Here is a 4,778-nt window from a genome sequence, read left to right as displayed (position 1 = left end):
CAGTCTCCAAACATCATCAGCATTGGTGGTCATGGGGGTTGTCCTTGGTGGTGTTTGAATTCTCCATTTTAGCAGGTCACCACTGCGCGATACGTGGCACTCCGACGCGCGCGATCGCTTGTTTCTGGAAACTTCGAGAAACCCGGTTTTTTCAAAAAACCGGGTTTCTTAAATTCTGGCGCAGCCGACAATGGTTGTTTGGGGAAAGTAGGGCGGGTTTATATAGCTGCTGGTGAAGAAGAATATAGGCTGTTGAACCCGCCCCTACAGGAATATGTGACCCCTGGGTGGTTGGGGAAAGCGATCGCTTGTTTCTGGAAACTTCGAGAAACCTGGCGATCGCATTCCGGCGTCTGGATATGACACGGAGGGTGTTTGATGTGATGCCGCCGGTGCAGCCGTCCCCACAGAAGCGCGATCGCACCGGATATTGACTCCTGTAACTCAGTCGGCGCTCTTATACATATTTTTAAAAAATTGTCAAGTGCGGATAACCGAATACTTTGTTCCGGCAAACCGAATGGCGATTCGTGCTATGCGATCGCTCTTCGTGTAGTCGGGGCATCTTGCCTGTATAATCGGGAGTGCGATCGCCTAAATTGACCGAGTATTGCATCGGGTTCGGTGAAATGAGCATTTTCGTTGAATTTCCAGAACAGTTGTTGGTGGCTTGTCGGGAAGAACCCGAAGGGTTTAAGCGACGGGTGATGATTTTGACTTTGGGTCAACTCTATGAAGAGGGTAAAATTTCTTCGGGGGTGGCGGCGGAGATTTTGGGATGCAGCCGTTTGGAGTTTTATCGTTTGATTGGCGAACGGGGATTTGCCGCGATCGACTACACCGAAGCTGAGTTTGAAGAGGAGGCGAAAACCAGTCGAGAATTGGCCGAGAAATTGAGGGATCGATGAAGGTTGTTGTCAATGTGATGCCATTAATTGCTTTGATTCTCATCGATCGCTGGCAACTGTTACCCCGGTTATTTGATGAGATTTTGATCCCGCCCACGCGATCGAACGGTTGAAAATTAACCGGTAATTAAACGGTCTTTTAGTTCTTCATACTGAGGAAAAACAGAATCTAGACTGACCAATGAAGCCTCATGTATGAGGGCAGTTGCAATGATAATCCGGTCGGCTGGGTCGCGATGATGCTCCGGTAGTTGAGACGCTTTGATCGCAATGGGGCGATCGACGGGTAATACCTGAATGTCTCCTTCCAGGGCGATCGCCAAACAGGAAATTGCACTGATGGCAATACTGTCAGCCGTTTCTATCTCCTCGATTAGGTTTTCAGCAAGGGCGAAACGACCCGACTGGGGGTTGTGCCAGCGTATCCAAATGTGAGTATCAAGCAATAGCATGGCTCAGGAGGATTCCCAATCGGAGTCCGGGGTGGTGGGTGCGATGAGATCGTCAAATAGGTGAACTGTACCCGCCAGTTTTTCAGAAGGTCGGCGACGCGGTGGAGTTGTCACCGATTCCTGGGAGCTGATGGGGAGAACGATCACTTCATATTGTTGGTCGCCGGTCAGTGACGGGGGGAGATCGATAATCAGTTGCCGATTGACGGGTTGGGTGATGATTCGCAGAGCTTCCATTACGGCTTTCAACTCAGTTTGAATGGGTTTAAATTTTAGCACTTAATTGTCCCGACTGTTTGTTATCAACTCCGAAAAGTTGGCAGAAACCAGATACGATGCGATGGGTGCTTCGCACAGGCTGCGCGATCGCACCCATCCTGTCAACCCCCAGCCCTCATGGCCCCATCGGAATTGCTGACGACACCTGTTGTTGCGATCGCATTCCGGCACCCGGACACGACGCGGAAGGTGTTTGATGTGATGCCGCCGGTGCAGCCGTCCCCACAGAAGCGCGATCGCACCGGATATTGACTCCTGTAACTCAGTCGGCGCTCTTATACATATTTTTAAAAAATTGTCAAGTGCGGATAACCGAATACTTTGTTCCGGCAAACCGAATGGCGATTCGTGCTATGCGATCGCTCTTCGTGTAGCACGGGCATCTTGCCTGTATAATCGAGAGCGTCGCACCCATCCTGTCAACCCCCAGCGCTCATGGCCCCATCGGAATTGCTGACGACACCTGTTGTTGCGATCGTCTTCCGGCGCCCGGACACGACGCGGAAGGTGTTTGACGTGATTCGGCGGGTGAAGCCCTCCCAACTGCCGAGGACGGGCAATGCTTTGGAAGCTCGAAATTCGTGTTACAATAGACATCCGTCGAAATTTGAGAAGTCAGCACCCCCGGCTGAAGCACGGGGGCTTCGTGCCCTCCCCTTCAGGTAGCTGACCAGCTATAGCCTTAACTGGCTACGTTCAGAGCAAGAGTTAAAGTTCCTACCCTGGAATGCGTGCTAGTTCCAGGCACTAGAACCAAATCGTTAAACAGTCCTAAGGGGTTAAGACAGTGCGATTTGGAAAGTACCGACTCTGAACATTAGCGTTCGCGCAGCGTGCGCGTTAGCGCAAGCGCAAACATTACCCCGCAAGGGAGTCGGAGCCAACCATAGCTCCATGGAGGGGCAACCATACCCCTCCACCCCGCAAGGGGGTGCTGGCGGCGGTCATCCGCTTGAGTCGGTTTTCCTCTCCGCGATCAATCACGGAGCTTCCAACCCTCCCAGGAGTTTTACGTGAGTTGATGCGGTCAATCAAGGGAATTTTTAAAGACGGGGTTATTCATCCAAGCGAACCGATTTCTTATCCCGAATTGAATCCGGTTATTATTACTTTTCTGGATGCGTCAACCACTGCTCCGGCTCCGGGAGTTTCTTCGGAACCGTCTGAATCTGGGTGGGATGGATTTTTATCGGTGATAGAAGCGTGTCAAATGGAAACGGGAATCTCTGATTTGGCACATCGACGCGATCGTTATTTATATGGTACGCCCAAGCATGATGAGCAAGAGACGTAAAGTTTTTGTGGTTACATCGGCTTGGATGTCTTTGATGAACAACGGCGACTTACATAAGGGGCAAAACGTTAAATGTTATGACCGAAAATAACATCAGACAAAAAATTTTGGAACGACTCGAACCTTTGTCGGGATCACAAGTCAAACATCTGCTTTCGGAATGGCTCATTGGTGCATCCGATCGCTTGGAAGATTTTGAGGAATTGCTCAGGAAGGAATCCGATCCCGGAACTGAAGAATTGTTTGAGTATGGGGAAATCGACTCGGGATTAAACTTTCGCGGTCTGACCGAAGCGGAAATGGTTCGGCAAAGTCAATTGGCTCTCGAAACTTATCATCGTCAAGGTGTCTCAGTACCCCATGACCGCGTGCGCGAATGGGCCGATCGCTTGGGAACGGATCGGGAAGGCCCATGCCCCAGATAGTTTGGACTGAAGGCGCAGTAGACGATCTCAATCGTCATTACGATTTTTTAAAAATTAACAATGCTGACGCTGCCGCCCGGGCGGTACGAGGGATTGTCTCTTCTGCCGAAAGTTTACAGGATAATCCCCGCAGAGGTACGGCGATCGGTCAAAGTCCGGGATTGCGTAAACTCTTCGTTTCTATTGGTAAATATGGTTATGTCATTCATTACACTCTTCTGGGAGACGATGTGATTGTTTTGCGAGTCTATCACGGGCGAGAAAACCGACCTTATTAAAATTAGTAACTCATTGAGAACGGGGCTTAAATTGATCGCATGGCATCTCGGAACGACGTTCGCCCAGCGTCTCGGAACGACGTTCGCCCAGCGTCTCGGAACGAGAATCGCTTTCTTCGGATTGTCGCTGGAGGAGTTGTCGGGTTTCCTCGAAACGGCGATCGCTTTCCTCGGATTGTTCCCGGAAGCGGCGATCGGTTTCTTGGGACTCTTCTTTGATGACTCGTTCAGTTTCCTTTTGGGCTTCTATGAGTTCCGCCAGCAGTCTCCAAACATCATCAGCATTGGTCGTCATGGGGGTTGTCCTTGGTGGTGTTTGAATTCTCCATTTTAGCAGGTCACCACTGCGCGATACGTGGCACTCCGACTGCGCGATCGCCTGTTTCCAGAAACCCGGTTTTTTCAAAAAACCGGGTTTCTTAACGTGGCACTCCGACGCGCGCGATCGCCAACTCTGGCTCTAATTTACCATTGGCGGGGACGGAATTTATCATCATTTAAAATTACTACACTATCTCCCGACTGTGCCAATACAAATAACCCCCGACGATAGCCATAGCTGGCGACTTCTTCGGGAACCACCATTCCGGCTACGGCTCCCATGGCATGAAAATCACGATAAGCGGGCATTAACCGCTTGAATTTTTCCAGTCTTTCCAGGTGTTCGTTGATGTCGGTTTCGGTGAGTTTACTTTTGACTTCCACTAATATGGCTTGGTCAGTGTTGACCACCAGCAAATCAATTTCTATGGCTTCTCCAAAGCGTTTAACGGAGATATTAGGATGAAATTCATTAACGGAAATTCCTCGTCGCTGAAACAGTTGGACGACGGCGGGGCGGACTTGCCATTCGACAAATTCTCCGAGGCGGTTACCCAGTTCTCCTAATTGCCGGTTGAGTTGTTGGTTTTGTTGTTGGATGATTCGTTCGGTTTCTCGGAAGCGGCGATCGCTTTCTTCGGATTGTTCCCGGAAGCGGCGATCGCTTTCTTCGGACTGTCGCTGGAGGAGTTGCTTGGTTTCCTCGAAGCGGCGATCGCTTTCTTCGGATTGTTCCCGGAAGCGGCGATCGGTTTCCCGGAAGCAACGTTCGGTTTCTTGGGACTCTTCTTTGATGACTCGTTCAGTTTCCTTTTGGGCTT

General features: G+C 50.5%; 10 protein-coding genes and 1 pseudogene. 6 read left to right on the top strand and 5 right to left on the bottom strand.

Going from position 1 to position 4,778, the window contains the following annotated elements; all coding sequences use genetic code 11:
• Positions 1–93 precede the first annotated feature (93 nt).
• Entirely contained in the window at positions 94–363 is a 270-nt protein-coding gene (locus P5683_RS22860) for a hypothetical protein (RefSeq protein WP_315641159.1), read from the top strand.
• Positions 364–469: 106 nt separating this feature from the next.
• Here the strand turns inward: P5683_RS22860 and P5683_RS22855 are convergent, their stop codons facing one another.
• Positions 470–637, bottom strand: a complete 168-nt coding sequence (locus tag P5683_RS22855; RefSeq protein ID WP_315641160.1) for a hypothetical protein — start codon at positions 635–637, stop codon at positions 470–472.
• Here P5683_RS22855 and P5683_RS22850 point away from each other — a divergent pair.
• Positions 630–908: a UPF0175 family protein gene (locus tag P5683_RS22850; RefSeq protein ID WP_006615913.1), complete on the top strand. Its 279-nt coding sequence runs from the start codon at positions 630–632 to the stop codon at positions 906–908. The genes P5683_RS22855 and P5683_RS22850 overlap by 8 nt on opposite strands.
• Before the next feature lie 116 nt (positions 909–1,024).
• On the opposite strand, the gene P5683_RS22845 is transcribed toward P5683_RS22850, so the two are convergent.
• Both P5683_RS22845 and P5683_RS22840 read right to left on the bottom strand, forming a co-directional pair.
• Positions 1,025–1,360 carry a type II toxin-antitoxin system VapC family toxin gene (locus tag P5683_RS22845; RefSeq protein WP_006622290.1) on the bottom strand — a complete coding sequence of 112 codons (336 nt, stop codon included), beginning with the start codon at positions 1,358–1,360 and terminating at the stop codon, positions 1,025–1,027.
• A gap of 3 nt (positions 1,361–1,363) precedes the next feature.
• Entirely contained in the window at positions 1,364–1,639 is a 276-nt protein-coding gene (locus tag P5683_RS22840; protein WP_233497750.1) for a hypothetical protein, read from the bottom strand.
• 56 nt (positions 1,640–1,695) lie between these two features.
• On the opposite strand from P5683_RS22840, the gene P5683_RS22835 reads away from it, so the two are divergent.
• From P5683_RS22835 to P5683_RS22815, 4 genes are all read left to right on the top strand, one after another.
• Positions 1,696–1,836, top strand: a complete 141-nt coding sequence (locus tag P5683_RS22835; RefSeq protein WP_193520546.1) for a hypothetical protein — start codon at positions 1,696–1,698, stop codon at positions 1,834–1,836.
• Between the two features lie 824 nt (positions 1,837–2,660).
• A complete protein-coding gene (locus P5683_RS22825) occupies positions 2,661–2,933 on the top strand; it encodes a hypothetical protein (RefSeq protein WP_006622294.1) in 273 nt (90 codons plus the stop codon).
• Positions 2,934–3,010: 77 nt separating this feature from the next.
• Positions 3,011–3,358, top strand: a complete 348-nt coding sequence (locus P5683_RS22820) for a hypothetical protein (RefSeq protein WP_006670237.1) — start codon at positions 3,011–3,013, stop codon at positions 3,356–3,358.
• On the top strand, positions 3,346–3,636 hold the full coding sequence (locus P5683_RS22815) for a type II toxin-antitoxin system RelE/ParE family toxin (protein WP_006622296.1): 291 nt from the start codon (positions 3,346–3,348) through the stop codon (positions 3,634–3,636). The genes P5683_RS22820 and P5683_RS22815 overlap by 13 nt, the downstream gene beginning before the upstream one ends.
• Before the next feature lie 70 nt (positions 3,637–3,706).
• Here the strand turns inward: P5683_RS22815 and P5683_RS22810 are convergent.
• Positions 3,707–3,958, bottom strand: a pseudogene (locus P5683_RS22810) (hypothetical protein); the annotation flags it as partial.
• 143 nt (positions 3,959–4,101) lie between these two features.
• Positions 4,102–4,778, bottom strand: a 677-nt coding sequence (locus P5683_RS22805) for a hypothetical protein (protein ID WP_315654999.1), incomplete at its 5' end; no start/stop codon positions are given.

Source organism: Limnospira sp. PMC 1279.21, assembly GCF_032349615.1.
Classification (GTDB): Bacteria; Cyanobacteriota; Cyanobacteriia; order Cyanobacteriales; family Microcoleaceae; genus Limnospira; species Limnospira fusiformis.
Note: the sequence above shows the minus strand (reverse complement) of the source record. Positions and strands in the feature narration are given on the sequence as shown.

Coding starts and splice junctions, on each gene's coding strand:
- P5683_RS22855 (WP_315641160.1), bottom strand. CDS start 637: ATGCTCATTTCACCGAACCCGATGCAATACTCGGTCAATTTAGGCGAT.
- P5683_RS22815 (WP_006622296.1), top strand. CDS start 3,346: ATGCCCCAGATAGTTTGGACTGAAGGCGCAGTAGACGATCTCAATCGT.
- P5683_RS22850 (WP_006615913.1), top strand. CDS start 630: ATGAGCATTTTCGTTGAATTTCCAGAACAGTTGTTGGTGGCTTGTCGG.
- P5683_RS22825 (WP_006622294.1), top strand. CDS start 2,661: ATGCGGTCAATCAAGGGAATTTTTAAAGACGGGGTTATTCATCCAAGC.
- P5683_RS22835 (WP_193520546.1), top strand. CDS start 1,696: ATGCGATGGGTGCTTCGCACAGGCTGCGCGATCGCACCCATCCTGTCA.
- P5683_RS22845 (WP_006622290.1), bottom strand. CDS start 1,360: ATGCTATTGCTTGATACTCACATTTGGATACGCTGGCACAACCCCCAG.
- P5683_RS22820 (WP_006670237.1), top strand. CDS start 3,011: ATGACCGAAAATAACATCAGACAAAAAATTTTGGAACGACTCGAACCT.